Here is a 25605-nt window from a genome sequence, read left to right on the forward strand (position 1 = left end):
TCGCAGGGGTGCGGTGAGCGCGGTGTCGGTCAGGGCCACGGTCTCGCCGCCGGCGCGGGCGTGTTCGGTGGCGGTCTGCAGCGAGGTCGGGGCGTCGGCGAGCAGGTCGACCAGGTCGGTGCCCGGCGGCAGCGCGTGCAGCGTCCCACCCTCCAGCAGACCGACCCGGGTGGCGTCGCCGTCCTCTGTCCAGGCCGCGAAACGCATGTCTCCTCCGTGCGGGGTTGTGGCGGCGGGGTCAGCGGTTCAGGCCGAGGATGTCGCGCGCCTCGTCCGGGGTGGCCGGGCGCCGGCCGTAGATCGCCGCCATCCGGGCCAGCTCCGCGACGAGCTCGTGGTTGCGCCCGGCGACCGAGCCGTCGGGGCGGTAGAGGCCGTCCTCGAACCCGATCCGTGCGGTGGCGCAGCCCATGGCGATGCCGAGCGTGGCCCACCTGAAGTTGTCGCGGCCGGCTCCCAGCACGCCCCAGACCGCGTTGGGGAAGCGGCTGAGCGCGAGGTTGCGCATGTACACGAGCGTCTCGGGGTCGGCGTCGACGTCGCCGAGCCCGCCGCCGAGCAGGAGCCAGATGTAGGACGCGTCCCGGTCGAACAGGCCCTCGTCGGCGTAGCGGGCCAGCCGGGCGATGACGTGGTTGTCGACGACCTCGTACTCCAGGGTGGACCGCTTGTCGTAGATCGCCTTGATGGTCTTCTTGAGGTACTCCGGCGAGTTGACGTACGGGGTCTCCGTCGGGTAGCCGCCCTCGGGGTGCCAGAAGTCGGTCGAACCCGCGGCGACGCCGTACAGGTCCGGGGTCGGGTCGAGGTCGATGAGGGCGAGGCGTTCCTCGTCGGAGGGCCAGACGACCTGCCCGGTCACCGGGTCGCGCCGGACCCCGATGCCGTTCGTGGTCTGCAGCAGGACATCGGTCCGCTCGCGGACGCGGGTGATGATGTCGCGGAAGACGGCGACGTCACCGGTGTTGGCGCCCTTCTCGTCGCGGGCGTGGACGTGGACGACGGCGGCGCCGGCCTCGCGGCACAGCCGCGCGTCCTCCGCGATCTCCTCGGGACTGACGGGCACGAAGGCGCCGTCGCGGCTGAGCTGCATCCCGCCGTTGACCGCGACGACGATCACGAGCGGCTGGCCGGGGCTGGTCGACATGGGGTCCTCCGATGGGTCTCGGGCCTCGGTCGGAACGCTAGGAGCCCGCCGGGGCCCGCGGATCGCGCGGATGACGCCCGCCGATCGGCGGCGCCTCCGGGCGGGACGCGACAAATGTCTCGCCGGGCGTCGTGCACACCGCCCGTGCCGGCCGGTCATCCGAGCCTGTCGGGGCGAATCCGGCGTACATAGGTTCGGCCTCGCACTGCCCGGAGCAGGCACGGCAGAGAGGCCACCGCGATGTCCGCACCCACCGACCGGCCCCCCACCCAGCTGCGCCGCGCCGTCACATCGAGCTACCTGGGCAGCGTGATCGAGTACTACGACTTCCTGCTCTACGCGACCGCGTCCGCGGTCGCGTTCAACACCGTGTTCTTCCCGAGCGTCGACCCGGCCACCGGCGTGATCGCCAGCTTCGGCACGCTCGTGGCCGGCTACGCGGCGAAGCCCGTCGGCGCGGCGCTGTTCGGCCACTTCGGCGACCGGATCGGCCGCAAGCGCACGCTGGTCGTGTCGATGACGGTGATGGGCGCGGTCAGCGTGCTGATCGGCCTGCTGCCCGGCTACGCGACGATCGGGGTGTGGGCGCCGATCCTGCTCGTGCTGCTGCGCATCCTGCAGGGGATCGCGCTGGGCGGGGAGTGGGGTGGCTCGGTGCTGATCTCCACCGAGCACGCCACATCCCGCCGCGGCCTCTGGGCGAGCTTCACGCTCTCCGGCGCTCCGAGCGGCACCGTGCTCTCCACTGTCGCGCTGACGGTCGTCGCCGCCGCGGTCGGCAACGACGCGCTCGTCGCCTGGGGCTGGCGCATCCCGTTCCTGCTCAGCGCGGTGCTGCTGGCCGTGGGGCTGTTCGTGCGGGCCAAGGTCGAGGAGACCCCCGCCTTCCGCCAGGAGCGGGAGAAGTCGCGGGTGCCGCTCGTCGAGGTGCTGCGCGCCCACCCGCGCGCCCTGCTGATCTCGGTCGGCATGGGCGTCGGCGCCTTCGTCGCGCAGGGCACCCTGACGGTCTTCCTCATCACCTACGCCGTGGCCGCCGGCTTCACCCGGGCCGCCGTGCTGAACGCGCTGACGATCTCGTCCGTGGTGGCGGCGGTCGGGGTACTGGTGTTCGCCGCGCTGTCCGACCGGATCGGCAGGCGCCCGGTGGTCGTGGCCGGCGCGGTGGCGATGGGCGGGTGGGCATTCGCGATCTTCCCGCTCGTCGACTCGGGCTCGTTCGCGCTGCTCCTGCTCGCCGTGGTGGTCGGGCAGGGCGTCGTCCACACCGCGATGTTCGGTCCCATGGCCGCGCTCTACGCCGAGCTGTTCCCCGCCCGCGTCCGCTACACCGGCGCGTCGCTGGGCCTCGGCCTGGCTGGCATCGCCTCCGGGCTCGCGCCCCTGGTGTTCGCGGTACTCGGCGCGAAGCCGGGCGACAGCCTCGTCGTGTCGGTGGTGATCGCGGCGTGCTGCCTGCTCACCGTGGTGTGCGTCCGGGTGGCCCGGGAGACGAGCGCGCCCCCGGTCGCCGGCGACGACCGCGTCGGGGAACCCGCCTGAGCCGGAGCCGAGGTCGTGGACGCGCGTTCAGCCGATGCCGTTCACCACGGTCGGGACCGGCACCCGCACGCGGACCCGGAATCCCGGGGATCCGTCGCTCGTCGCCGTCGTGCCGCCCCAGCGCTGCGCGCGTTCCCGCATGGACACCAGCCCGAGCGCGCCGGAGCGGGGCGCCCGGCCCCCGGTCCCGACTCCGTCGTCGTCCACGTCGATGGCGACGTGGGCCCGGCCGGCGTCGTCATGGACGCGTACCCGCACGACGACCCGCGTCGCCGCGGCGTGTTTGACCACGTTGTGCAGTGCCTCCTGGACGATGCGGAACAGGTCCTCCTGCATCTCGGTCGGCAGCGGTGGGGGCTCGACGACGTCGGTGGCGGTGTCGGTGTCGATGTCGAGGCCCGCTGCGGCTGCGACCGACTCGGCGTGCTGTTCGACGGCCCCGGCCAGCCCGAGCTCGACGAGGTCCGCCGGGTGCAGCTGCAGCACCAGGCCGCGCAGATCGGCCAGTGCGTGCTCGGCGAGCCCGGCGAGCTCGACGGCGACGGCGCGGACCTGTTGCGGGTTGCTCAGCGCGGCCGTGCCGACCTGCTCGCTCAGCGCCGTGGCCTGCATCCGCACCGAGAAGACGTGCTGCACCGCGGAGTCGTGCAGGTCGCGGGCGAGGCGGGCGCGCTCGGCGGCGACCGCGTCGCGCCGCGAGCGGGCCAGCAGGTCCGCGGAGTCGACGGCCATGGCCGCGAGGTCCGCCATGGCGTCGAGGAACTCGACCGCCTCCGCATCCGGGACCGTCCCGGGCGCGTAGTAGGCGTTGAGAACGCCGAGCACGCGCTTGCGCACCGTCAGCGGGACGGCGACGAGGCTGTCCCAGTCGGACGCACCCATCGCCTCGTGCAGCGGCACCCAGGCCGGGTCGGCCATCAGAGTGCTCTTGCGGTGCGCCACGACGACCGGCCGCGCGGTGCGGAACGCCTCGGCGAACATCGGCCGAGCGCCTCGCCTGCGGCACTGCTCCAACCGCTCCGGGAAGCCCTCGCCGTCGATGGACCCGGCATTGCCGACGACCCGCACGGTGCCGCCCTCGACGAGCAGGATCTGCACGGCCGCGATGCTCTCGGCCCGCGCGGCCTCGCGGGCGACCTCGTCGAGCGTGACGCGCAGCGACCCGGCGTCCGCGACGCTGGAGGCCGCCCGCGCGATGGCGGCGAGCCGGCGCTGCCCGTGGCGGGCCGCGTCGCCCCGGGACCGCTCGTCGAGGTCAGCCACCCCACCCACCTGTCGTCGTCCGCATCGGCACGCGGCGCGCGAACGGCAAGTCTTACCGTGCGGGGTCGCCACCGGCAAGGATGCACGTCGGCCCGTCCTCCCGGCCGGGGTCGCGACGGCCGTTCCCGATCGTCCCCGGGCAGGAGCGCACGATGACCGACCAGACCGGCGCGGGCGAGCGGAACGCGGCCATCCGGGTTCTGCTCGTCGATGACCACTCGGTGGTGCGCCGAGGCGTCCGCGCCTACCTCGACGGCTACGACGACATCGAGGTCGCCGCCGAGGCGGCGAGCGGTGGGGAGTCGCTGAACAGGCTCGCCGCGATGGCCGCGCACGGCGAGCTCCCCGACGTCGTGCTCATCGACCTGCTCATGCGGGGGCTCGACGGGGTCGCTGCCACCGCGAGCATCGTCCAGCGGCACCCGACGATCCGCGTCGTGGTGCTGACCAGCTTCGGCGAGCGCGAACGCGTCCACGCCGCGCTCGCGAGCGGAGCAACCGGGTTCCTCCTCAAGGACGCGAAGCCGTCGGAGATCGTCGCGGCGATCCGCGCGGTCGCGGGCGGCGGGGTGTTCCTCGATCCGGTGGTGGCCCGCCGGCTCACGCAGGAGATCCTGTCGCCGGCGACCGGGCTGGCCGCGCTGACCGACCGCGAACGCGCGGTGCTCGTGCTCGTGGCGGAGGGCCGGTCGAACCAGGAGATCGCCGACGAGTTGGCGATCTCCGAGCGCACGGTCCGCACCCACGTCAGCGGCATGTTGCGCAAGCTCGGTCTGTCCTCGCGCACGCAGGCCGCGGTGGTCGCCGTCCGGGAGGGGATGCTGCCCGCCGATCCCTGATCGCCCGGGCCTCCGGCGCCACGCGGCGCGGCACCCATCGCCTGCGCATCACCACGCGGGGCCGCCGCCTCAGGCCGGCTCGATCCCGTCCGCCGCCGGCCCGGTCGGCGGCATCTGGAAGCCGTGGCGGGTCATGCTCGTGTCGGGAGCCACGCTGCTCGGCACGCAGTCGGGCCAGTACCGCTCGGGAACGCGTCCGCTGACCGGATTCCGGTAACTGAACCACATCGGGGCGATCTCGGGCCACACCCGCGCCTGACCCACCCCGCCCTGCATGCCCTTCATCCGTTCGCCCAACTCCGCCATCGGGATGTCCGGCGGACACACGTCGAGCAGACGGCTCCTGCGCGGGCCGGCCCTCAGCGTCCGCCCACCCCCAGCCGAAGCCCAGCCGCCCTCCCACGTCGGCGAGATGAAGTAGTACTCGTCGATGGTGACGCTCCACAGCCGCCACACACCGTCCTCGAGCACCGCCTGGTCGTTCGGGTAGCAGCCGCTGTGCACGCCCGTCCACTCCGGCTCGACGCGACCCGACGTCCGAGTCTGCAGGAGGCGGGTACGGAGGTTCGCGGACCGCCCGTCGTGCGACACCATGATGACGCTCTGCGGGCGCCAGTGGAAAACCGCCCGTTCGCGCCGTGCATCGGCCGGCTTCGGTGCACCATGAGCGGCGACCGCAGCCTCGAGAATGCGCTCGGGACCCAGGTAGTACCCGGTGAAGGGGCTCTGCTTGTGACCGCGCGCCGCGAAGAGTCGCGCCATCTCCGGCCATTGGAAATCGTCCAGGTAGTAGCCGTACGCGGCCGAGATGTTCTCCACGCCGTCGTAGGCCCGGGAGCGCGCCAAGCGACGCTCCAGGTCGCTCAATCGACCGTCCTCGGGTTCTTGGTCGGCGATCGAACCGGCATCGGCCCGGGCGGGCACCCGCCTGGACAACGTCCACGCCTCGGGCGGAGCCGGAGGGGCACCGTTGCGCACGCCCCCGCGGCCCCAGCCTTCCGCGTAGTCAGCGCGCAGCAGCCGGGTGACGTGGACGTCCTTGATCCTCCAGCCACCAGTTCGCTTCACGAAGGTGTTGGAGAAGCGCGAGAACTCCCACTGCCCCTCCTGTCGCTTCGTGTCGCCGAGCATGCCGATCTCGATTCCGCGGACCTGGGCCGCGCTCCCGCCGGATCGGACGTCCACGATCACATCGAAGAGGGGCCGGTCGGCGAGCTCACCCTGAGCGAGCCCTTCCGGACCCGCTTCTTCCAACGCTCTTCGAACGCCCTCACGGCCCACGTACTCGACATCGTCGACGCAGACGACGGCATCCTCGTCGAAGAGCTCCACGGCGTCGGTCCACATTCGCCGATCTAGATAGTATCCCCATGCGTGCTGGAGGTTGCGGACATCGTCCTCGTCGTTGAGCCGGGCAATTCTGGCCGCGAGCGCGCCCGGATCCTCAGGACCGAATCCCGTCACCGGCGTCACACTTCCCACGGGAGCGCCCGCCTCATCCGCGGTGAAGTGTCGGGGCACGATCGGCACACCCGAGCCCTCGGTGTTCGTCCAGCCCTCCGCATAATCGCCCCCGTAGAGCGGGGTGTAGGAAGCGACTGCGATCTTCCATCCGACACCCGAGCGGGTGTACGCGTTCTCGTAGATGCCCGCCTCGATGCGCGCCGTACCCTCGCCGTCGCCGAGGAAGCGAATTCCATGCCAACGCCCCGTCGCGGTGCACCCGTCCTCGGACAGGTTCACCAACGGCTGGTCGATGACCTCGGTGTAGAGCGAACCTGGACGCGCACCTCCCCAGATCCGCAGCTCCTGCTGAAGCCACTCGCCAATCGCGGCGCGCCCGGACCGACGCTCGTCGCCCCATCGCAGAACAGCGTCCTCCGCGAAGAGATCGAGCGCCTCCCGAACACCGCCGACCTGCATCATGAGTGCGTAGTGCCGCTGGACGTCCTTGACATCCCGGACCGACTCGACCTTCTGCACGGCTTGCGCCAGGGTGTCATCCGACCCTTGTGACATTTGAAACACGCCTCCCGCAACAGGGTTGTTCACATCAATCGGGTCGGCCTTCGACGGCCATTGTTCGGGCAGCACCGATGAGTGCTCGGACCGTCACGAACCGTCCCGCCCGGACGGACCCGGGGGTGGGCCGGTCAGCGGACGGGCATAGGACGGATCCTCCTTGCTGCGGCGGGCCCACAGCAAGTGGTGCCGCTGCTCTCGTTCGTCCAGCGCGGCCGCGTACTCCACGACGATGACGCGTCGCGCGATGCGCCATTCGGCACCGCGCCGCTCGAACCTGTCGACATAGCGCCCGCCGCTCACGCCCAAGCGGGGCTGCTCCGGACGCACCCCGGGCTCGAGACCCACAACCAGCTGGAAATACGTCTCCGCGTGCGCGACGTCGCCGTCCAGATCGATCGATGTGTTGATCAGGAGGTGTTGGCTGAACGTGCGGTGGGCGTCCCGGACCTCCCAGTCGGCGATCAGCGCCTCCGCGGCCGGGTGGTACTCGATCGACCCGCCGTGGTGATCCGTCGCGTCCGGGTGGAAGACCGAGCGGATCATGTCGAGGTCCTTGCGATCGAGACCTCGCGCGTAGCGGTTGAGGCAGTCGAGGATGTCCTGCCGGTCCAGGAGATCCTGCAAGGATCGCCGCAACGACTCTTCCGTCACTTCCGTGTGCCTCCTCGTCGAACCCTACGAATCCCCTGCCACTGCGCCTCAGGCCGTGAGCCCACCGTCGACGGGGAGGACCGCGCCGCTGATGTGGCTCGCCCGGTCGCTGAGCAACCAGGCGGCTGCCTGCGCGACCTCCGCCGGCTCACCCGCCTTCCGCAACGGCGTCGCCGCGATGCGCGCCTTCACCCCGTCCGGGAGGACGCCGTCCGACTTGACGATCATGGACGTCAGGATGGGACCCGGCGCGAGCGCGTTGACCCGGATCCCGTCCGGCCCGTTGTCGTGGGCCGCGGTCCGCGTCAGGCCGATGACCGCGTGCTTGGTGGCCTGGTAGGCGCCGAACCCGGGGCTGCCCCGCAACCCGCCGATGCTGCTGACGTTCACGATCGCGCCCCCGGAGGCGCTGCGCATCGCGCGGACCTCTTCCCGGAGGCACAGCCACATGCCTGTGACGTTCACCGTCATGATCCGGTCGAAGTCGTCTTCGGAGACGTCGTCGAGCCGGCCGCCCTGTCCGGTCGCCGCGTTGTTCATCGCGCCGTCCAGGCGGCCGAAACGGCCGAGCGTCTCGTCGACCGCTCGCGCCACGTCGTCCGGGACCGATATGTCCCCGACGACGTACGCAGCATCGTGTCCGGCCCCGGTCAACTCCTTCGTGAGGTCCCGGAGTCGTTCCTCGGAGCGCGCGACCAGCATCACGGACGCCCCCTCGGCGGCGAAGACACGGGCCGCCTCCGCGCCGATCCCGGTGCTGGCACCGACGATGAGCACGGACTTCCCCGCGAGCAGCCCGGCCCCCACCACCTCCGCCTGTTCACCCATTACGCCCTCCTCGCGCAGCGCTTCCAGCGTGCTGACACACCGTCCGGACCCCGCTCTCCGCCGGCACGGACGAGCACCTCACCGGCTTTGCATCAGTCGACGTTGAGCAGAAATGTGGGGGTTTCCACGAACATGCGGCGCACGTCCCGCTCCGGCACTCCGTGATCGAGCAGCGCGGACGCGACACTGATGAACGCATCGACCGGGTGCGTGCGACCGATCTGCCCGAGGTCCGAAGCGAAGTACGTGCGGTCGACACCGACCGTGTTGATCCACTCCAGCAGCGTCTCCACCGGAAAGCAGGGCTGCTCGTCCGGGAGGTACATCCCCACTTCGTGCTCGATGTAGACACCCATTTCTGCGAGCGCCACACCTTGCTCGACCGTCAGATCGGTGATGAAGTTCGGGTGGCTCACCGCCATCCGTTCGACGCCTCGAGCAGCGCCGACGGCGAACACCTCCATCATGTCGTCCGGATGCAGGTGGCCACCGTTGAGCACCGCCCCGGATTCAGCGACGACGTCCGCGATCTGCTGGATTTCCGGGCGCAACTGCCCCGCCTCGTCGTGGACCAGAACCGGAACCGTCGTCAGCTCGATGGCACTCTGCGGGAACCCCTGCGCAACCGCCTCCTCGTGGAACTCGATGTGCCGCCGGGAGGAGAAGGTCGGGAACCACACGACCTTTCCGCCCATACGCACGCACATCTCCACCGCATAGGGGTTCAGTCCGCCCACCTGATTGTTCAGCACGACCCCGCCGAACACCTGCGTGCCGATGCCCTCGAACGAGCGGTGGGCGGCACGTATATCCATCACCGTGTTGTGGTGATGGGACTTCGCAACGAACGCCCGCATGTTGATACGATCGCCATCGCGGGCACCGTCGACATGGTCGAACTCCCGCGGAAATGGCCCCGGCCCGGAGTGGCAGTGCATATCGACGAGGCCGTCCAGCAACCTCGTCACAGCAGGACTAGCTTTCATGATCCTCTCCTACGACTCTTCCGGTGGAAGCAAGCGGGTCAGTCACCAGGCGCTTCTACCCCGAAGACGGCCAGCTGGGTCGCGACCATGTCGTAATAGCCGACGAGCGACACCAGCTCGAACAGCTTCCGCTCCCCCAACACACCCACCGCCTCCGCGTACTCACCATCATCGAGCGTCCGCCGATCCAACAGGGCAACCGTCACCCCGAACACCGCACGCTCCTCCTCCGACCGGAAAACAGGAGCCGAACGCACCGCGAGCCCCTCGATCTCCTCCGCACCCAGCCCCGCCGCCCGGCCGGCCCGACGATGCGCATAGATCTCGAACCCACTGTCCCGATGGAACGCATGGAGCAACAACGCGATCTCCCGAGACCGATCCGACAACTGCAACTCGAACCGCATCGCACCGGCAGCAGCCCTGAACACACGGGCCAGCGGAGGGCTCAACAGCCACGTTCCCGGCGGCCCCGCCAGCCCACCCCCCGCCGGATGCGGCACGGCAAGCGCCCGCCCCTCCCGGAACACGGTGTAGACGTCGAGTTGATCCGGGGTCATCTCCTCCGGTGTGATGGTGCGCAGCCGTGCACCCATCAGCCACTCTCCCCCGCACGCACGTCGCAGCCGACTCCTCGTTGCGAAAGAATCCCGCTCACTCCACGGCCCTCATCGTCAACCACGGCATTCGATTCGACAGTGGCTGCGCCTGGTCCTGCCCCGCCCACCGCTTCGTGTTGACAGTGGGGAACTGGCCGTTGAACCACACCAGCGGTGCGTAGATCATCAGTTCCCTCGCACGTTCCTGGAAGGCCCGGAACGCCTTCCCGCGTTGCTCCCGATCCGCCGTTCCGACGGCATCCGCGGCCGCCTGGTCGATCTGCTGGTCACATACCTGGGACGGATTTGCGCTGGCCCTCTTCTCCAAATTGCAGGTGTACCAGCGGGTGATGCCGATGCTCGGATCGGCGCCGACGGTCGCCGGCAGGAAGGCGATGCCGAAGTCACCCTCCGTGTAGACCTTCTCGGTGAACACCGCCGCGGACGTTCCCACGAGATTGACCATGATCCCGACCTCCGACAGAGACGACCGAGCGAGCTCCGCCATCGCAGCGGTGTCCGTTCGCTCCGTGGTGAACCGGAGGTCGATCGTGAACCGCGTACCGTCGGGGCCGCGCACGAGTCCCGCCTCGTCGAGCGCGCGGTTTATCGCTTCGACGTCCCGTGGGAAGTCGCGCGAGAAGTCGACGACGGGACTTCGCGCCCAGTCGAGGGCCTTCGGGAAGAATCCGCTGGCCGGCTCGCCGAGCCCCTGTAGCACGGTATCCGCCATGGCATCGCGGTCGATGGCCGAGAACACCGCTCGCCGGACGGCCGGGTCCACCAAGGACGGGCTCTTCCCGTTGAACATGACCGCGATGTCCTGCGGGTACCCGAAGTTGTCCAGCAGCATCGCATCCGGATCATCGCGCACGCGCGTGAGCTGCGAGATGTCCACCACGGCCTGGTCGATCTCGCCGGCGAAGAGCGCCTCCGTCCGTGCGGTCGCGTCTCCCATGATCGGAAAAATCGCTCGGTCGACCTGGACCGGGCCGCCCCAGTAGTCGGGGTTCTTCGCCAGGATGATCTGTTCGCCGGACGAGTACGAGTCGAACTTCATCGGGCCGGTGCCGATGGGAGCCATGTTCGCTGGGTTCGTCACGAAGTCCGTGCCCTCGTAGATGTGCCGGGGCAGCATGTACTGCGAGGCAACGGTCTCCAGCAGCGGACCGTACGGTTCCTTCATGTGCAGCACGACGGTGGCGTCGTCGGGCGTCTCGACCGACTCGAGTCGATCCGCGATGGGGGGCCCGTACGGCGAGAGCGGTACGATCTTCTCGAAGTTGAACTTCACATCGTCCGCGGTGAAGGGCGTGCCGTCGTGCCACTTCACCCCCTGCCGCAGCGTCAGCCTGAGGTCCAGACCATCGTCGCTGAGCTCCCAGCTCTCCGCCAGCCCCGGGGACAGCCGGTAGTCACTCGCGATGAATATGAGCGGCTCCAGAACCTGCGCGCTGAACATGGCTGTCATCGGGGCGCCGACCAGCTGCGCGTTCAATCCTCGCGGATCGTCGTCGATCGCGAAGACGTACTGTCGAGAATCACCGTCGGCTCCGCTGCCACCGCCCGCGCACGCCGTCATCGCCAGCGCGCTCGCCACGACGGTCGCCACGAGCGCGTACCAGGACGGCCTCTTCGTCATCACCGGCTGCCACCTCGCAGCCCGGAGTGGTGTCGGCATCGCTTCGCCCCTACACCTTGCTCGTCGGCGGCATCGCACCGATCCTCAGCCGCACGAGGCATACCGACCCCGCACCCGCCGGACATCTTCGTCGGAAACGAGCAGCCCGGAGCGCTCGCGGAAGGTGTCGCCGACGTACTCGTCCCGGAAGTAGCCTCGTTCCTGCAGCTCCGGGATGAGGAGCTGGAACATGTTGTCCATCCCCAGCGGTACGCTCGGAGGATTGAAGTTGTACCCGTCACAGGCGTGCGCCTCGAACCAGTCGATCATCTTGTCCGCGATCGAGGCCGGCGTGCCGATGACGAACTGGTGCCCCAGCGAACGGGACACGTGGACGATGAGCTCGCGCAGGGTGAGTTCCTCGGCGAGCTCGCGGAACAGGTACCAGCGCTTCACCCGCTGCGGCCCGTCGACGAACCGCTCCTGGGGGATCTTGTCGCCCGGATCGAGGTCGCTCACATCCACGTCCAGCATGTTGCTGAGCGACGCGCGCCCGTTCTCGCTCACGATGCAGTCCGCCAGCTCGGCAGCCAGCTCCTGGGCCTCAGGCTCGGTTCGACCGACGACCGGCATGATTCCCGGCAGGATCTTGACCTTTTCCGGGTCGCGCCCCTTGTTCTTGACCTTGTCCTTGTACATCGAGTAGAACTCGATGGCCCCGGCCCGTTCGGGCTGCACCGCGTAGATGATGTCCGCGTAGCTCGAGCCGAGCTCGATCCCATCCGCGGACTGTCCGGCCTGCACCAGCACCGGCCATTCCTGCGGTGACCGCGGAATGGTTATCGGACCACGCACGGCGAAAAATTCCCCACGGTGGTTGACGTCGCGGATGCGCGCGCTGTCGACCCACCGCGCCCCGGGACGATCATCGATCACCGCGTCCGCATCCCAGCTGTCCCACAGCTTCTGCACGACGTCGACGAACTCGTTCGCACGTCGGTAACGAAGCTCTGGCAGCGGCATCTCGTCTCGGCCGACGTTCTCGTTGCCGCGAGTGGAAGTAACGATGTTCCACCCGATCCGCCCGCCGGTGAGCACGTCCAGCCCGGCGAGCTGCCGTGCGACGGTATACGGCTCGTTCCACGACGTGGACTGCGTCCCGATCATTCCGATCTTGTCGGTGTGGCCGCTCAGCGCGCCCATCACCGATATCGGTTCGTACACCGACGTGCCGCGGTATCCGCCGTCGCGCAGGCCGTTCGTCCCGTAGCTGTCGGCGAAGAAGATCGCATCCAACTTGGCGGCCTCGGCGGATCGGGCCATGTCCCGGATGAGCGACAGCCGCCCGATCTCGTCGGCACGACTACTCGGATGCCGCCACGCGTCGTTGTGAAACCCGAACCCGACCATGAACATGGTCAGCACTAGTTGACGATCCCGTCGCTGCTGCCCCATAGGGTGCGTCTCCTCACTGAGATTTGAGAGCGTCGAGCGCGATCTGCTGGTAGGCGCGGTTGTAGAAGATCAGCGGGCTGCGCTCCTCCCGCTCCGCGGTTCCGAATGCAGTGACCTCGCCCACGACGATGAGATGATCTCCGGTGGAGTGCTCCACGCGAATCGTGCAGTCGAGCCACGCCAGCACTCCTTCGATGACCGGCAGGCCGGCGGGAGAGGGCTGCCAGCGCACACCGGCCCACTTGTCCGTCCCGCTCCGCGCGAACCGATCGGACATCCACTCCTGCCCCTCCGCGAGCACGTTCACGGCGAAGCGGTCGGATGCGCGTATCCGCGGGTAGGTCGTGGAGGTCGTCATGACGCTGATCAGCACGAGCGGGGGCTCGAGGGACACGCTGTGGAACGACTGGCAGGTGAACCCGGCGGCCGCGCCGTCATGCAGTCCAGTGATCACGGTGACGCCCGATGCGTATCGGCCGACCGTGTCGCGGTAGGCCTCCGTCGTGGGACGCGGGCCCGCACCGCGGTCCGACGACCGGGGCACCCTCCACGTCAGCGGGTCGCTTGCGCGCATGTGCTCGTCCGAACCTGAGGCACGGAACCCCTTCCACCGAGCTTCGACGATCGATGCTGTTCACATCTCGATGAGCATGTTCAGCATATGGTGCGTGGGTGACCATGTCCATACCGACTTGTCGGGGCCGACGGCCTGGCAGCCGCGGGCACGGCGCACACCGGCGCGGGGCACTGCTCCGTGTCTGCGCCGGCGGCTCCGCGTACGTCGGCCGGCGGAGCGGTTCGCGGCGGATCGCCTGGTCGGAAGGGCACCATGGCGCCCCCGGCGCGGCGCCACCGCGGACCCGGCCAGGCCCCGGCCACACCCCCTGCGACGTTCGGATCCTCGTCGTGCGCGGGTCGCGCACCGTCGCGTGCCAGCGAGCCGGCCGGCGGCACCGGGCCGAGTTGCCGTGACACGCAGGTCAGGACCGCCGGCGTGGCGGCCTGCGCCCCCGGCCGATCGTGCGAGGCGGCGGCCGGCCCTACTGGCCCTACTGGCCGGAGGGGCGCCTGCCACCCATGGCGTGGCTCAGCGTCCGCGCCGCCTGGCACAGGTGTTTCGCGGCCGGGGTTCGGGCGTCCAGCTTGAGCATGTCGTTCGTTGCGACCAGGGCGAGGCTCGCGCAGATGCTGTACTCGTCGAACACCGGAGCGGCCAGCGCGTGGATCCCGAAGCCATCTGCTCCCAGAGCGACGTCATCGGTATTCGCGAGATCAGCGATCTCCCGTCCGAGACGGGTCCGTGCGTCGTCCGGAAGGGCTCCGATCAGGCGTTCCACGCGCAACTGGTCTCCGAGATGAGCGAGGAACACCTTCGCTTGCGCCGAGACGAGCGGCAGCTGCGTGCCCACCCGGACCGTCACCACGGTCGACCGCGTCATCTCCTCCTCGACCCGCGACACGATCGGCCCCGTCGAGCCCCACAGGCTGAGGACCGTGGTGAACCCCGTCGCGGCGCACAGGTCCCGCATGTAGCTCGGCGCGAGGTCGACCACCCGCCGCCGGCCGATCGCAAAGGCACCGAGCTGGATCAGCAGTGCCCCGGGTACGAACGTACCGGGCTCCTGTCCCCTTTCGAGCAGGCCCTCGGAGACCAGGGAGACGCAGTATCGGTAGGTCGTCGTCCGGTTCAAGCCGAGTTGCTCAGAGGCTTCCGTGGCCGTCAGCTTCGGCCGTTCCGGCCCGAACAGGCGCAGGATCTGGGCAGCTCGGCTCACCGCCTGGATATCCGAGCCGCCCAAACGGGCTTCCTCTCTTCCCCGGTCCAACACCAACCTCGTCTCAGGAAACTTCTCGGTTCCACGGCGAATCGCCGAAAGCCGTTGGGTTGCGACGCCCTTGTGATCGACGCTAGCACTTCGTGCGGAACCACACCCCGCGGGATCGGGGCCCGGCGGCCGGAGCGGCGCGAGGGACTCGGCGCTGGACCGGCCGCGGCACCGGGGTCACCCGCGCACGACGTAGCGATCGGCCTCAACCGCGCTGCTCGACCCGATTCGGTGCAGGCCAGCGCGGTGTCGGACCGGAGGCCGGCAGCGGTTGCCCGGGCGCCGTCAGTCGCACGGCGGCTCCACCCCGAAGACGGCCAGCTGCGTCGCGACCATGTCGTAATAGCCGACCAACGACACCAGCTCGAACAACTTCCGCTCCCCCAACACACCCACCGCCTCCGCGTACTCACCATCATCGAGCGTCCGCCGATCCAACAGGGCAACCGTCACCCCGAACACCGCACGCTCCTCCTCCGACCGGAAAACAGGAGCCGAACGCACCGCGAGCCCCTCGATCTCCTCCGCACCCAGCCCCGCCGCCCGGCCGGCCCGACGATGCGCATAGATCTCGAACCCACTGTTCCGATGGAACGCATGGAGCAACAACGCGATCTCCCGAGACCGATCCGACAACTGCAACTCGAACCGCATCGCACCGCCGGCCTGCTCGAACACGCGCGCCAACGGCGTGCTCAACAACCACGTGTTCGGCGGCCCGACGAGCCCACCATCCGGGTGCACGAGGGAGAACGCGCTGCCCGCTCCGACACGCTTGCCGCGCGTGAACTTCGCGTAGATCTCGGCCTGGTCCGGAGTCATCTCCTCCGGCACGATCCGGGCCAATCTTTCCACTATATCTCATCCTTTCCGGGCACGACCCGGGAGAGTCGACCGCGAAGCCCGTCCGGGCACCGCTAGTCCAGCGTGGGCGCCGCCGCCAGCAGGGTCTTGGTGTATGAATGGGCGGGATCAGCAAAGATCTTCGCCTTGGTGTTGTGCTCAACGATTTCACCGTTGCGCATCACATAGACGTAATCGGCCACCTTCTTGACGACGGGAAGGTCGTGGGTGATGAAGACATAGCCGACTCCCAGCCGCTGTTTGAGATCGGCCATGACGGACAGGACGCCCGCCTTGACCGAAGCATCCAGCGCGGACACCGCCTCGTCCGCGATTATTACCCGCGGGTTCAGCGCGAGCGCCCGAGCAATGAGTACACGCTGTCGCTGGCCACCCGAGAGCTCGTGCGGGTATCGGTCCATGAACGCCGTGGCCGGCGAAAGCCCCACGAGTTCGAGAACGTCGATGATCCGCTGCTCGACGTCCGCCCGAGTTCGCGCTATGCGATGCAATCGGATCACCTCGCCGACAGCCTTGTTCACCCTTTTGCGCGGGTTCAAGGATCCGGCCGGGTCCTGGAGCACGGCTTGGACGTTCCGGCGGAAGATCGCGTGCTGGGGGCGCGTCATGGTGGCGACGTCGGTGCCGTCCATCGTCACGGACCCATCGGACGGGGCCACGATGTCGAGCAGGAGGCGCGCGAGTGTCGACTTGCCCGAACCCGATTCACCGACAATCGCGATGAACGTCCCCGGCTCTGCCGTGATCGTGACATTCTTCACGGCGAAGACCGACTCCGCCGTGCGACGCGACCTGAAGGTCTTCGACACACCTTTCGCTTCAAGGAGCATGCGTTCCTCCCAGTGCTTCGTGCGATACCCCGTCGCGGTCGACCAGGGCCAGCTCACGGCGGAACGAGGGCGGTATGGAGTACAGCTCGATGTCCTCATCGGTGAGCGAGCGCACGCTCCGGAGCAAGGCCTTCGTGTACGGGTGTGACGGCTCCTGGAGAATTCTCGCGGTCGACCCTTCTTCGACGATTCTTCCGTTGAACAGGACGTACAGCCGGTCCGTCATCCTCGCGACCACTGCAAGATCATGAGAGATCAGCAGCAGGGAGGTGTGCAAGTCGGTGACCGCGTCGTCGAGCGTCCGCAGAACTCGCTGCTGAACCGTCGCGTCGAGCGCGGTCGTGGGCTCGTCGGCCAGGATCAGGCTCGGGCGTTTGGCGATGGCCATCGCGATGAGAACGCGCTGCCGCATGCCACCGGACAGCTCGTGCGGGAACGACGCGGCGACCTGCTCGACCCGATCGAGCCCGGCGTGCCGGAGGAATCGGTGCACGACATCCCTGCGCGATCGTCTGTCCGCCGCATCGTCCCGTCCCCGAGGAATCGCCTCCGCGACCTGCCGGCCGACCCGCATGGTCGGGTTGAGGAACGTGAGAGGATCTTGGAAGACCATTCCGACGGTTTCCCGCCGGATGCGGTCCCACGCCCGCTCCGGGGCGCCGACGAACTCGGTCCCCGAGATTCGGATGGAGCCGGTCACCCGGACCCGCGGCGAGGTCGGCAGCAGACCGGCGATCGCGCGCCCGGTCACGGACTTCCCCGATCCGGACTCACCGACCAGACCCACGCGTTCTCCGGTGCGGATCTCCAGATCCACGTCGCGAACCGCCTCGACGGCCTCCCGCTCGCCGGTCGGGAGTAGCACCCGAAGCCCTTCGACCTGCACGAGAGGGGGTGGCTCGGCGGTGGGTGGTGCGCCATCGCCTCGCGGGCCGGCACCGCGGGCCCGGCATCCCGCATCACGGGTCACTTGACCCTCCTGATGGTCGGGTTGTGGGCGTCCATCAACGCATCGCCGAGGACGTTCCCGGCGAGAACGACGACGAAGATGCACACCCCCGGCGCGACGGCGAGCCACCATCCGTCCCGCATGTAGGACTGTGCCGAGTTCAGCAACGCACCCCACGACGGTGTGCCCACGTCTCCGATCCCGAGGTAGGCGAGCCCGGACTCGATCAGGATCGCTCGTCCCACCGTCATGCTCGTGGCCACGAGAACTGGTGGCATGGCGTTCGGGATGACATCCGACCAGATGATCCGGAGTCCCGAGAAGCCCGCCGCTCGCGCCGACTCCACATACCCCAGCTGCGCGATCCGCATCGCCTCGGCACGCACGATCCGCGCCACCCCCGGCCACATCGTCACCGCGAGGATCAACACGATGAGCCACGTGCTCGCCCCCAGCAGCGCCGCCGCAACCAGGGCGAGAACGATCCCGGGCAACACCTGGAAGAACTCTGCGATCTTCATCGTCGCGAGATCGATCACTTTGCCGAAGTAGCCGGCCAAGCTGCCCACCAGCAGACCGATGGTCATGCACAGGAGGGCCACGCTGAATCCGACGAGCAGCGACACCCTGGACCCGTGCACGACGCGTGCGAGGTAGTCCCGCCCGAGCTCGTCGGTTCCCAGGAGGTGTTCCGCGCTCGGCGCTCGCAGCTTGGGGTACTCCGCCGACACGGGATCCGCCACCAGCAGCGGACCGATGAGCGCGATCAGAACGAACAGGATCAGCAGCGACCCGAACACGAGCACCGACGGCTTCCGGAGGAAGATGTGCAGAGCCGTCGGTTGACGCGCCCGTTCTCCCCGCGCCACCGGCTCGTCCGCGTGGTCGACCACCGGCAAGGACCTGTGGTCCTCCGGAATCACGTCGAACCCGACCGAGGCGTGTTCCCGCGGCTCTGCATCGACCTCGTCCCGCGGTCTCGTCACGTGACCGCCTCCGCATCGTGCGCCAGCTCTTCCTGCCGCTTCGGACTGAATCTCGCGCGCAATCGGGGGTCGATCAGGCCGTACACCACATCGGTGATGATGTTGATGACGATGATCGCCGCCGTCAGCACGATCACGACGCCGAGAACGACCATGTTGTTCTGCCGGTTGATCGCGTCGACGAACAGCAGCCCCATACCGGGCCAGCCGAACACCCGCTCGACGAGGACCGATCCGGCGAGCACGAAGCCCAAGCTGTAGCCGGACACCGTGACCATCGGGAGGAGGGCGTTCGGGAAGGCGTGGCGCCAGAGCACTCGCTGAGCCGACAGGCCCTTGGACCGCGCGGTGTCGACGAAGTCCTGACCGAGCGCCTCGATCATCGACGCCCGCATGATCCTGGCCTTGTACGCCAATTCGGATGTGGCCATCGTGATGACCGGGAGGACGAGGTACTCGACGTCGATCCCGGACTGCCCGTACGGGCTCTTCCCCTGGGACGGGAACCAGTCGAGGCCGATCGAGAACGCCATGATCAGCAGTAGGCCGAGCCAAAAGTTCGGCACCGAGAACAGTCCGACGGCGAAGCCCGAGATGCCACCGTCCAACGAGCGCTTGCGCGTGCGCGCGGCGATCGACCCGAGCACGATGCCACCCAGTGTCGAGATCGCGAAGGCCGGAACCGTCAGTGCCAGCGTGTTGCCCGCACGCGCCAGGATCAGGTCGAGCACGGGCTCGTTGTTCGTCCCGAATGAATTGCCCAGGTTCCCGGTCAGAACATTTCCCAGATAGCGGATGTACCTCTCCCACACCGACTTGTCGAGCCCGTAGGCGGCCGTGATCTGGTCGCGGAATTCTGCTGACAGCGGAACGTCACCCACGAGGCTCTGCACGGGGTCGCCCGGCGCCAACTCGAGCAAGAAGAAGAGCACCGTGATCACGGCGATGAACAAGATGAAGGACGACAGCAGCAACCTGCCCCAATAGACCAGCCGAGCCGTCACCGGTCGCGCCGCCGGTCGGCCGACCGTCCGGCATCGCGGCGGACCCCGCGCGGAGCGGGTCCGGGGCGCGTGCGCTCGTCGGGGAACGCCATCCGTGAACCCCCTTGTTCGGACTACGGACTGCGCGGCCATAATACGAACAAGGTTGGCGCTTGTCCATGCCGCCCGCGTCGCCCACGCACCGGCGAACGGCATCTCGCGCCGTCTCGGTCCATCCGGGCTACCGCCTCTCGGGTGCAGGACCGGCGGACCCGGTGGGTCGGCGCCCCTCACCGGGCGGGCCCGCGTAGGCCTGAGCCACCTCGATCCAGCGGCTGGCCACCGGCCCGACGACGTCGAGGGCGAGGTCCTCGCGATGGCGCCGGCGCGTGACGAGGAGACAGAAGTTCAGGGCCGAGGCGCGGACGCGGTCGGACGCCTCCGGGGCACCCCAGACCCACGTCGTCCCCCCGGGAGACACGAGCTCGACGCGGACCTCGGCCCCGGCGTCGAGTCCGCGGACGCCCCGCAGGCTGTACCCCCGCGCGAGGACACCCAAGTGGGCGATGTGGCGGAGCCGGTCCGACGGCACCGGGGCAACGCCGAGAGCGTCGGCGACGTCGCGACCGTGCGCCCAGGTCTCCATGATCCGGGCGGTGAGCGCCGACGCCGCGCTCATCGACGGACCGAACCAGGGCACGCGCGTCCGAGGATCCAGCGCTCCGAAGACGTCGAGCAGCCGGGCACGCGAGTCGTCGAACCAGCGCAGCACATCGGCACCCGCCCGGCCGCGGTGCACCGCCACCCGCTCGTCGACGGAGCGCCGCGGGAGTTGCGCGGCCGCGCCGAACGCGTCGGGATCCGTGGCGGCCAGAACGGCGGCGTCATCGACGTCGGCGAGGTGCACCACCTGGTCGGCGATCGACCAGCCCGGTGCGGGCGTCGCGCGCAGCCACTCCCGCTCGGACAGGGGCGCGACCAGCGCCCGGAGGTCCTGCGATTCCGCGGTGAGGTCGGCGCACAGAGCCGCCATCGACGGCCGGGTCACCGCAGCACCCCCGAGTCGCGGAGTTCGGCGATCCGTTCCGGCCCGAGACCGAGCAGCGTCTGCAGGACGTCATCGGTGTCCTGTCCGAGCACCGGCGCCGCGCGGCGGACCCCGGCAGGGCTGTCCGAGAACCGCCACCGTGGCCCCTCCACGACGACCTCACCCAGCTCCGGATGGGGCAGCCGGACGTGGTGACCGAGGTGGGCGAGCTGCGGGTCGCGCGCGAGGTCCCGGCTCGATGCGGACACGTGCGCCGCGATGCCGACGTCCTGGAGCGCGCGCTCGGCCTCCTCCGCGGTGCGGCACCCGGTCCACGTCGCGACCGCCGCGTCGAGCTCGTCGAGGTGGGCGAGCCGGCCGGGCAGGTCGCGCAACCGCGGGCCGGCCAGGTCCGGGCGGTCCATGAGCCAGGTCAGCGCAGCCCATTCGGCGTCGTCGCGCACGGCGACGGCGACGTAACGGTCCTCGTCGTCCTCCGGCTGACAGGGGTAGACGCCGTGCGGCGCCATTCCCTCGTCGCGGTTGCCACAGCGCTGCGGCACCACCCCGGTGTGGTCGTGCGCGGCGAGCTCGGCGGACAGGAACCACACCCCAGCCTCCACCTGGCTGAGGTCGACGTACCGGCCCCGGCCGGTACGTCGACGGTCGTCCAGCGCAGCCAGCAGCGCCACGAGCGAGAGTCGCGGGCCCACGAAGTCGGTGTAGGGCCCGAACGGCCCGAGCGGTGGCAGGTCCGGCCAACCGGTGAGGTGCATGAAGCCGGCGAGCGACGCGCCGATGTTGCCGTACCCGGCCGTTCGCGACAGCGGCCCCGTCTGGCCGGCGATCGAGGTGCTGAGCATGATCAGGCTGGGGTTGTGCGCCCGGAGCGTGTCGTAGTCGAGCCCCCACTTCTCCATGGTCCCCGGGGAGAACGACTCGATCACGACGTCGGCCTGGGCCGCCAGAGCGCGCACCACCTCGCGGCCCTCGGCGCGGCCGAGGTCGAGGCTCACGCCCAGCTTGCCGGCATTGCCGTTGCCGTAGACCACCGAGCGCTCCACCCCCTCCCGGCCGCCGTAGTAGGGCCCCATCGCGCGCGCCGTCTCGATCCGCCCGCCGGACTCGACCCGGACGACCGTCGCTCCGCAGTCGGCCAGCGCCCGCCCGATCATCGGCCCGGCGACGACCCACGACAGGTCGAGCACGCGCAGACCCGTGAGCGCACCGTCGGACTCGGCGCGTCGGTGCGGGGCGACGGTGCGCCACGCGTCGGGCGCCGCGGGGTCGGCCCCGCCCCACCCCGGCGCGACGGGTTCGCGGCGGGCCCGGGGTGGGCCGGACAGCCACTCGTCGACCACCTCGGCGGTGTGCTCGCCGCAGAACGGAGCCGGACGGTCGTGCCGGAAGGCGTCGTCACCCAGCACGGCGAACGGGCCGGGAACCCGCACCCGGCGCTCCCCCGCTCCGAGGTCCGCCCAGAAGCCGCGCGCAGCCAGTTGCGGTGACCCGACGATGTCGTCCAGGTCATGGATCCCGGCCGCCAGCACCCGGTGCGTGACCGCGGCCTCGGCGATCTGGGCCTTCGTCCGGGTGGCGATCCCGGCGGCCACGGCGTCGCGGACCATCTCGACGTCGGCGTCGTCGATCGCACCTTCGGCGAGCAGGCGCGGGATCTCCCGCCAGTCGAGCTCGACGACCTCGTCCGCCACCACCCCCTCGGCGTGCAGCCACCCGACCAGCGCGTTGGCGAACCTGCCGGTGGCGGGGCCCATGCCGAGGTGCATCTCCACCATCCCGTCGCGACAGACCCACTTCTTGCGGCGCGGGGAGGTCGCCGACCCGCTGCCGCTCAGGTCGATCCGGCGTTTGGACGTCGACTGCCACATCGACACCGAGTAGTCGCCGGCAGCGTGGGAGAGCGCGACCCCGATCGTCGCCAACCCCAGGGAGACCTGCGCGGACACCTCCACCGCCTGGCCCCGCCCGGTACGCATCCGGTGCAGGTGGGCGAGCAGGGCCCCGCCCGCGGCATCCGCGCCTGCGTGCAGGAACGCCTGGGCGGAGCTGATCCGCACGGGTGGCCGGCCCTCGTCCCGGTGCGGATCGAGCGCGCCACCCGCGGCCCACACGACGAGGTCGCTGTCCTGGTAACCGGCCTTGGGTCCGTCGGCACCGAACGCGCTGACGTGCACGTGGACCAGGCCGGGGTCGGCCGCCAGCAGGCTCCGGGCGTCGAGACCCCAGCGGCGCAGGGTGGCGGGCGGCGACGAGGTGAGCACGATGTCGCTGCGCGCGGCCAGATCCCGGGCGAGGCCGCGTCCCGCGTCGGACTCCAGATCCGCCTCGACACCGCGGCGGCCGGCGGCGAACGCCTCCCAGTACGCCGACCTCGATCCCGCGACGAGCGGTGGGACCCGGCGGGCCGTCGACCCGCCGGGGGGTTCGAGGATCACGACATCGGCGCCCAGGTCCGCGAGCAGCCGCCCGGCCACCAGACCACGTTCGTCGGTCAGGTCCAGAACGCGATAGCTGCCGAGCAGTGCCATGGGTTCTCCCTCGTCGCGACGTGGCTGTCCGCAGATTGTCGACGGTATTGTTGCTAATATTGGTTGCGATAGCTAACGTGACGAAACCGGACACCACGACGCGCCGAGGTGATCAATGCGACCGGTACGCAGGTCGTTCGCCCGAGCCGCCGTGGCGGTCCTGGCCATCGCGGCGATCGCCGCGTGCGGCCAAGCCGTCACACCGGGAACGTCCTCGCCCGTCGGCGCCCGTGATCCCTACGGCGCGCCCTCCGGCTCCGAGGGCACGCCGGTCCGGGGTGGATCACTGGTGCTGGCCATGGACCGTGATGTCGTCAGCTTCGACCCGACGGTCCAGAACTCGAACATGGTCGCGACCGCGGTGTACGACCTGCTGATGCGGTTCGACGACAAGGGCGTGGTGCAGCCCTACCTTGCCGAAGGGATGACCACGCCGGACGGCGGGGCGACCTGGCTCCTCCACCTGCGCGACGGCGTCCGCTTCCACGACGGCACGCCGCTCGACGCCGCCGCAGTGATCGTCAACACCCAACGGCACATCGACATCGCGTCGTCGCCTGCCAACCGCTTCGCGCGTCAGATCGCCGCGATGCGCGCGACCGATCCGCTGACCGTGGAGTTCACACTGGTCGAACCCCTCGGCGACTTCCCGGTGGCCTTCGCGCAGCCCCTCACCTCCGGCACGCTCGGCATGATCGCCTCACCGACCGAGCTGACCCGACCCGGATCGGACATCGCCCGCAGCCCGGTCGGCGCCGGTCCCTTCCGGTTCGTCCGGTGGCAGCCGGGCGCGAGCGTGGTGGTGGAGCGGTACGAGGACTACTGGCAGGAGGGCATGCCCTACCTCGACGCCCTCGAGTTCCGCCCCTTGACCGACACCGAGTCCCGCTTCGCGTCGGTGGCCAACAGCGACGTTGACGTGTCGTTCGGCGCCTACAACCAGGAGCTGGTGCGCGCGGCCGAAAACCCCGAGCTGCGGGTCTACTACGGCCCGGGCAACGGGGGAGAGTTCCTCTACTTCAACCACACCCGCGCACCCTTTGACGACCGGCGGATGCGGGAGGCCTTCATCCGCGCGATCGACCTGGACGCCATGGCGGTAGCCGAGTACCGGGGCAGCATGTCCCGGGCGGTCACGATGTTCGCTCCGGGCAGTGCCTACGCCAACCCCGAGGCGGAGCACGCCTGGCCGACATTCGACCAGGCGCGGTCGCGCGCTCTCATCGAGGAGTACCGCGCTGACGGCGGGAACCCGGACTTCCTGTTCATCACCACCCAGAACCGGGTTCCGCTCGCCGAGTTCATGCAGGCCCAGCTCGCGGCCGTCGGTGTGGACATGCAGCTGCAGTTCTTCGACCTGGCCCAGTTCTCCTCATCCGTCGGCCAGAGCCGGGACTTCCAGCTCGCCCAGTGGGTCGGCACCTTCGACAACCCCTACCCGGCGGTCCAGCGCCTGCTGCGCAGCGACGGCAACTCCAACTACGGGAACTACTCCAACCCCCGGGTGGACGAGCTGCTCGACATCGCCGAGACCACCACCGACGACGCCGAGCGCGCGCAGGCCTACCAGGAGGTGGAGCTGCTGGCCGCGCAGGACCTCTCCCACATGTGGTTCAGCCGCAGCTACCTGTCGACGATCACCGACCGGCGCGTTCACGGGATGGACCGCTACCCCACCCGGGACATGTTCTTCGCCACCGCCTGGCTCGACCGGTGACGCCGCGAGGCCCCTCGGTCATGGCATTCGTCACGTTCCGGTGGGGTCGTAGACGTCATCGGCGCCGAACGGGCGGGCGAACCGATCGGGGTGAAAATCGATGAACCGCGCGGGCTCGTCGTCGGGCAGGAGCGTGGCCGCCAGTGCGTTCAGCCGCTCAGGCGTCGTGGCGTCGTCGTCCCACGTGCCGGTGTCCAGCCGGCGCATGAGGGTTTCGACAGCGGCGGCTTGCTCACCAGCGCTGAAGCCGCAGTGCCCGGCGCTGTGGACGATGGTTTGGCGCAACATCGCCTGGTCGCCCGCCGACCGGGCCGTCGAGGCGAAGGCCCGCGCAGAAGAGACCGGCGAGATGACATCGCCCGTGTTGTCGAGGGTGAGCACCGGCACCCGAAGTTCGCCGGTGTAGGAGTTGTCCTGTTGGCGAGCGACGACCGCTGACGGATCCGCCACGATCCGTGGATGTGCGTTGATCGTGGCCAGGTCCTCGTCCACGTCCAGCCCGGCGGCCTCGTAGAGCTTCTGCACGAGGTCGCGCTGGGCGGCATTCACCATGCCGAAGATCTGCCGGTAGTCGACGCCGTTGTTCCAGCGCGGCACCCCGCCGCCCAGGAGCTCCTGGCGATATCCGCTCGCCATGGCCGTCGGGAAGAACTCTTCGACAAGACCGCGGTAGACCGCTTCCTGCTGAGCCTCGACGTCGCCACTCGCCGGTTCGGGCATGCTGCCGACGCCCCAGATGGGGAGCTGGCCGAGGGTGGCCGCCAGGGTCAGCCGTGCTCGTCCCTCCCGGGTGCTCTGCGCATTGCGGGCGAAGTCCTGCCACGCCCGGGTGCCAGGGGCCGGATCTGCGGGCAGGTCGACGATCGGCAGGTCGCCGTCGGGATCGAGGAGGGCCTTCAGCGCGAACAGGGTGTCCAG

23 protein-coding genes are annotated in these 25605 nt (G+C 69.6%); 3 read left to right on the plus strand and 20 right to left on the minus strand.

Going from position 1 to position 25605, the window contains the following annotated elements:
• Window positions 1-207, minus strand: a 207-nt coding sequence (locus ACU436_RS40895) for a hypothetical protein (protein ID WP_459032547.1), incomplete at its 3' end; no start/stop codon positions are given.
• Between the two features lie 31 nt (window positions 208-238).
• The gene (locus tag ACU436_RS40900) at window positions 239-1147 is read right to left on the minus strand and encodes a beta-keto acid cleavage family enzyme (RefSeq protein ID WP_459032548.1); all 909 of its coding nucleotides are present in this window, start codon (window positions 1145-1147) and stop codon (window positions 239-241) included.
• Window positions 1148-1387: 240 nt separating this feature from the next.
• Between ACU436_RS40900 and ACU436_RS40905 the strand changes: the two genes are divergently transcribed.
• Entirely contained in the window at window positions 1388-2689 is a 1302-nt protein-coding gene (locus tag ACU436_RS40905; RefSeq protein ID WP_459032549.1) for an MFS transporter, read from the plus strand.
• Window positions 2690-2716: 27 nt separating this feature from the next.
• On the opposite strand, the gene ACU436_RS40910 is transcribed toward ACU436_RS40905, so the two are convergent.
• Window positions 2717-3952, minus strand: a complete 1236-nt coding sequence (locus tag ACU436_RS40910) for a GAF domain-containing sensor histidine kinase (protein WP_459032550.1) — start codon at window positions 3950-3952, stop codon at window positions 2717-2719.
• 152 nt (window positions 3953-4104) lie between these two features.
• Here ACU436_RS40910 and ACU436_RS40915 point away from each other — a divergent pair, with 152 nt between their 5' ends.
• The gene (locus ACU436_RS40915) at window positions 4105-4791 is read left to right on the plus strand and encodes a response regulator (RefSeq protein WP_459032552.1); all 687 of its coding nucleotides are present in this window, start codon (window positions 4105-4107) and stop codon (window positions 4789-4791) included.
• Between the two features lie 69 nt (window positions 4792-4860).
• Here the strand turns inward: ACU436_RS40915 and ACU436_RS40920 are convergent, their stop codons facing one another.
• From ACU436_RS40920 to ACU436_RS40995, 16 genes are all read right to left on the minus strand, one after another.
• The gene (locus tag ACU436_RS40920; protein ID WP_459032554.1) at window positions 4861-6885 is read right to left on the minus strand and encodes a nuclear transport factor 2 family protein; all 2025 of its coding nucleotides are present in this window, start codon (window positions 6883-6885) and stop codon (window positions 4861-4863) included.
• A gap of 18 nt (window positions 6886-6903) precedes the next feature.
• Complete coding sequence (locus ACU436_RS40925; RefSeq protein WP_459032556.1) at window positions 6904-7467, minus strand: nuclear transport factor 2 family protein; 564 nt, start codon at window positions 7465-7467, stop codon at window positions 6904-6906.
• Between the two features lie 48 nt (window positions 7468-7515).
• A complete protein-coding gene (locus tag ACU436_RS40930; protein ID WP_459032557.1) occupies window positions 7516-8295 on the minus strand; it encodes an SDR family NAD(P)-dependent oxidoreductase in 780 nt (259 codons plus the stop codon).
• Between the two features lie 92 nt (window positions 8296-8387).
• Window positions 8388-9263: a DUF6282 family protein gene (locus ACU436_RS40935; RefSeq protein ID WP_459032558.1), complete on the minus strand. Its 876-nt coding sequence runs from the start codon at window positions 9261-9263 to the stop codon at window positions 8388-8390.
• Window positions 9264-9319: 56 nt separating this feature from the next.
• Entirely contained in the window at window positions 9320-9877 is a 558-nt protein-coding gene (locus tag ACU436_RS40940; protein WP_459032559.1) for a carboxymuconolactone decarboxylase family protein, read from the minus strand.
• Window positions 9878-9935: 58 nt separating this feature from the next.
• Window positions 9936-11522 carry an ABC transporter substrate-binding protein gene (locus ACU436_RS40945; protein WP_459032599.1) on the minus strand — a complete coding sequence of 529 codons (1587 nt, stop codon included), beginning with the start codon at window positions 11520-11522 and terminating at the stop codon, window positions 9936-9938.
• 84 nt (window positions 11523-11606) lie between these two features.
• Window positions 11607-12917: an NtaA/DmoA family FMN-dependent monooxygenase gene (locus tag ACU436_RS40950; protein ID WP_459032600.1), complete on the minus strand. Its 1311-nt coding sequence runs from the start codon at window positions 12915-12917 to the stop codon at window positions 11607-11609.
• A 52-nt stretch (window positions 12918-12969) separates the two neighbouring features.
• Window positions 12970-13500 carry a flavin reductase family protein gene (locus ACU436_RS40955; protein ID WP_459032601.1) on the minus strand — a complete coding sequence of 177 codons (531 nt, stop codon included), beginning with the start codon at window positions 13498-13500 and terminating at the stop codon, window positions 12970-12972.
• Between the two features lie 505 nt (window positions 13501-14005).
• Window positions 14006-14755 carry an IclR family transcriptional regulator gene (locus ACU436_RS40960; RefSeq protein WP_459032560.1) on the minus strand — a complete coding sequence of 250 codons (750 nt, stop codon included), beginning with the start codon at window positions 14753-14755 and terminating at the stop codon, window positions 14006-14008.
• A 312-nt stretch (window positions 14756-15067) separates the two neighbouring features.
• Window positions 15068-15628 carry a carboxymuconolactone decarboxylase family protein gene (locus tag ACU436_RS40965; RefSeq protein ID WP_459032561.1) on the minus strand — a complete coding sequence of 187 codons (561 nt, stop codon included), beginning with the start codon at window positions 15626-15628 and terminating at the stop codon, window positions 15068-15070.
• Between the two features lie 71 nt (window positions 15629-15699).
• Entirely contained in the window at window positions 15700-16476 is a 777-nt protein-coding gene (locus ACU436_RS40970; protein WP_459032562.1) for an ABC transporter ATP-binding protein, read from the minus strand.
• Window positions 16466-17293, minus strand: coding sequence for an ABC transporter ATP-binding protein (locus ACU436_RS40975; RefSeq protein WP_459032563.1), 828 nt, complete (start codon window positions 17291-17293; stop codon window positions 16466-16468). Before ACU436_RS40975 ends, ACU436_RS40970 begins: the two co-directional genes overlap by 11 nt.
• Before the next feature lie 149 nt (window positions 17294-17442).
• Entirely contained in the window at window positions 17443-18411 is a 969-nt protein-coding gene (locus tag ACU436_RS40980) for an ABC transporter permease (protein ID WP_459032564.1), read from the minus strand.
• Window positions 18408-19415, minus strand: a complete 1008-nt coding sequence (locus ACU436_RS40985; protein ID WP_459032565.1) for an ABC transporter permease — start codon at window positions 19413-19415, stop codon at window positions 18408-18410. Before ACU436_RS40985 ends, ACU436_RS40980 begins: the two co-directional genes overlap by 4 nt.
• A gap of 220 nt (window positions 19416-19635) precedes the next feature.
• A complete protein-coding gene (locus ACU436_RS40990) occupies window positions 19636-20442 on the minus strand; it encodes a TIGR03084 family metal-binding protein (RefSeq protein ID WP_459032566.1) in 807 nt (268 codons plus the stop codon).
• The gene (locus tag ACU436_RS40995) at window positions 20439-22970 is read right to left on the minus strand and encodes a CaiB/BaiF CoA-transferase family protein (protein ID WP_459032567.1); all 2532 of its coding nucleotides are present in this window, start codon (window positions 22968-22970) and stop codon (window positions 20439-20441) included. Before ACU436_RS40995 ends, ACU436_RS40990 begins: the two co-directional genes overlap by 4 nt.
• Window positions 22971-23121: 151 nt before the next feature.
• Here ACU436_RS40995 and ACU436_RS41000 point away from each other — a divergent pair, with 151 nt between their 5' ends.
• Window positions 23122-24687, plus strand: a complete 1566-nt coding sequence (locus ACU436_RS41000; protein WP_459032568.1) for an ABC transporter substrate-binding protein — start codon at window positions 23122-23124, stop codon at window positions 24685-24687.
• Window positions 24688-24717: 30 nt separating this feature from the next.
• Here ACU436_RS41000 and ACU436_RS41005 read toward each other — a convergent pair whose 3' ends face one another.
• Complete coding sequence (locus ACU436_RS41005; RefSeq protein WP_459032570.1) at window positions 24718-25407, minus strand: alpha/beta hydrolase; 690 nt, start codon at window positions 25405-25407, stop codon at window positions 24718-24720.
• Window positions 25408-25605: the final 198 nt, after the last annotated feature.

Source organism: Pseudonocardia wallangbongensis (genome assembly GCF_054486945.1).